Source organism: Intestinibacter sp. (assembly GCF_051866655.1).
Lineage (GTDB): Bacteria > Bacillota > Clostridia > Peptostreptococcales > Peptostreptococcaceae > Intestinibacter.
The window spans coordinates 1-2702 of the sequence record NZ_JBJDXL010000452.1; the positions used below are offsets into that span (position 1 = coordinate 1).

3 protein-coding genes are annotated in these 2702 nt (G+C 31.3%); all 3 read left to right on the forward strand.

The genetic code is table 11. From position 1 onward, the window contains the following. Positions 1-199: 199 nt before the first annotated feature. A complete protein-coding gene (locus ACI3VO_RS13545) occupies positions 200-832 on the forward strand; it encodes a cyclodeaminase/cyclohydrolase family protein (protein WP_320626867.1) in 633 nt (210 codons plus the stop codon). A 278-nt stretch (positions 833-1110) separates the two neighbouring features. Then, positions 1111-1968 carry a bifunctional 5,10-methylenetetrahydrofolate dehydrogenase/5,10-methenyltetrahydrofolate cyclohydrolase gene (locus ACI3VO_RS13550; RefSeq protein WP_439758427.1) on the forward strand — a complete coding sequence of 286 codons (858 nt, stop codon included), beginning with the start codon at positions 1111-1113 and terminating at the stop codon, positions 1966-1968. 46 nt (positions 1969-2014) lie between these two features. After that, positions 2015-2689 (forward strand): methylenetetrahydrofolate reductase C-terminal domain-containing protein, encoded by a 675-nt coding sequence (locus tag ACI3VO_RS13555; RefSeq protein WP_439758428.1) that lies wholly within the window; start codon positions 2015-2017, stop codon positions 2687-2689. The last annotated feature ends 13 nt before the right edge of the window (positions 2690-2702 follow it).

The following is a 2702-nucleotide window of genomic DNA, read 5'->3' on the forward strand; positions in this document are numbered from 1 at the left end:
GCTGAAAAGATCGACGTTGATGAAAACGGAGTAATATCTGGATTATTCTAGGGATAAACGATAAATTTAATTTATATATAATGTGTAAAAAGTAATAACTTGATACATATAAAATGGCAAAATAAATAATTTTAAAGAAGATAGTGTGCTTATGCACACTATCTTCAATGAAAAAATGAGATAAAAAGGAGATATACCTATGGAAAAGATAGCTGAAAAAAGTTGTATAGGTTTTGTAGACGTATTAGGTTCTAAAGCACCAGTTCCAGGTGGTGGAGGAGCAGCTGCATTAGTTGGTGCTGTTGGTATGGCTTTAGGTAGCATGGTTTGCTACTTAACATCAGGAAAGAAAAAATATGCACAATACGAAGATGATATACAAGCTATATTGAAAAAAGCAAAAGGCTTACAAGATCAATTATTAGAAATGATTGATAAAGATGCTGAGGGATTTTTCCCGCTTTCTCAAGCATACGGTTTACCAGCTGGTACAGATGAAGAAAAAGCTGCTAAAGATGTAGAATTAGAAAGATGCTTAAAATTAGCATGTGAAGTTCCTTTTAAAATAGTTGAACTTTGCCATGAAAGTATAAAATTACATGAAGAATTAGTAGATAAAGGATCAAAACTTGCTATAAGTGATGTAGGTTGTGGAGTTCAATCTTTAAGAGCTGCTATATTATCTGCTCAACTTAATGTAATAATAAATGTTGAATTAATGAAAGACAAAGAATATGCTAAAGCTTTAGATGAAAAATGTGATGCTTTAGTTAAAGACGGTGTAGCAATTTGTGATGCAGTATATGACAAAGTAATAGCTGCAATGAGATAGCAATTATTCATATAATATCAAATAATTAAAAATCAAATATAATTTGAAAATAAAATATACGATATAAATTTAAAAGAGAAAAATTAAAATTTTAAAACAAAAAAATTAAATAAAAATAAAAAATTATTTATAATTGTAAAATGATGTATTATTTTTAATAATTTTTTAACAAATACTTATAATTATATACAATATTCACTAAAAAATGTGTATAATTATAGTATATGGAAATATATAACTAGTAAAATAAAATTTTTTGAATTAGGGGGCGTTTTAAAATGGGAGAAATAATTAAAGGTAAACCAGTTGGAGATGCACTAAGTGAACAATTAAAAGTAGAATGTGAAGCTCTAGTTAAAGAAGGTATACAACCAAAATTAGCTATATTAAGAGTTGGAGCAAAACCTAATGACCTTTCTTATGAAAAAGGTGCCTTAAAAAGATGTGAAACTATAGGTATCGCTACACAAGTTACTGAACTACCAGAAGGAACAACTCAAGATGAATATATAGCAGCATTAGAAAAATTAAATAATGATGCTTCTGTAAATGGTATATTAACATTTAGACCATTACCAGAAGGAATAGATGAAGAAGTTATCAAACATGTTATAGCAGCAGAAAAAGATATAGACTGCTTCAGTCCTTTAAATACAGCTAAACTTATGGAAGGTGACAAAACTGGATTCCCTCCATGTACACCAACTGCAGTTGTAGAAATATTAAAACACTACAATGTACCTCTAAAAGGAGCTAACGTAGTAGTTTTAGGTAGATCTATGGTTGTTGGTAAACCAGCTGCAATGTTATTATTAGGTGAAAATGCTACAGTTACTATATGCCATTCAAAAACTAAAGATTTACCAGCTGTTTGTGCTGAAGCTGACGTTTTAGTAGCAGGTGTTGGTAGAGCTAGAATGGTTAACGCTGATTACGTTAAAGAAGGTGCAGTAGTTATAGATGTTGGTATAAACGCTAAACCAGAAGGTGGCGGAATCTGTGGTGACGTTGATACAGATGCAGTATTAGATAAAGTATCTATGGTAACTCCAGTTCCAGCAGGTGTTGGATCAGTTACTTCTTCTATACTAGCTAAACACGTTATAAAAGCTTGTAAACAACAAAATAATAAATAATATAATTAATTGTATATACTAAAATACAAATTGGGGGTAAAATCGTATGGTAGTTTCTGAAAAAAAACCAATAGAAGAATTATTAGGTTACTTAAAAGGCGCTAAAAAAGTAGTTTTAGTAGGTTGTGGTGACTGTGCTTCTGCATGTAAAGTTGGTGGAGAACCTGAAATAGCAGAAATGAAAGAAACTCTAGCTGCTAATGGAATAGAAGTTACAGGATCTGTAATAATACCAACAGCATGTAATTTACTTTTAGGTAAAAAAGAATTAAAAGCAGTTAAAGATGCTCTTAAAGAAGCTGATGCTGTAGTATCTATGGCATGTGGCGACGGTACTCAAACAATAATGAAAAACGTTAAAAAACAAAATATACCTGTTTATCCAGCAAACGATACTCTATTCATCGGTGAAGTTGAAAGAGTTGGTAAATTCGAAGAAGCTTGTAAAGCTTGTGGAGAATGTGAACTTGGATGGACTGGTGGTATATGCCCAGTAACTATGTGTGCTAAAGGTTTAGTAAACGGTGCTTGTGGTGGAGCTAAAAATGGTAAATGTGAAGTTAGCCCTGACAACGATTGTGCATGGGTATTAATCTATGAAAGACTTAAAGCTTTAGGTCAATTAGATAACATGAAAGAAGTTAGAGCACCAAAAGATTATTCTAAACAACTTAATCCAAGAAGACACGAAGTTGGAAAAAAAGCTGAAGCTGAAGCATAAGAAAAGGTTATAA

Excerpts from the sequence above, each read along its gene's own strand:
- ACI3VO_RS13555 (WP_439758428.1), top strand. The coding sequence starts at position 2,015 with ATGGTAGTTTCTGAAAAAAAACCAATAGAAGAATTATTAGGTTACTTA.
- ACI3VO_RS13545 (WP_320626867.1), top strand. The coding sequence starts at position 200 with ATGGAAAAGATAGCTGAAAAAAGTTGTATAGGTTTTGTAGACGTATTA.
- ACI3VO_RS13550 (WP_439758427.1), top strand. The coding sequence starts at position 1,111 with ATGGGAGAAATAATTAAAGGTAAACCAGTTGGAGATGCACTAAGTGAA.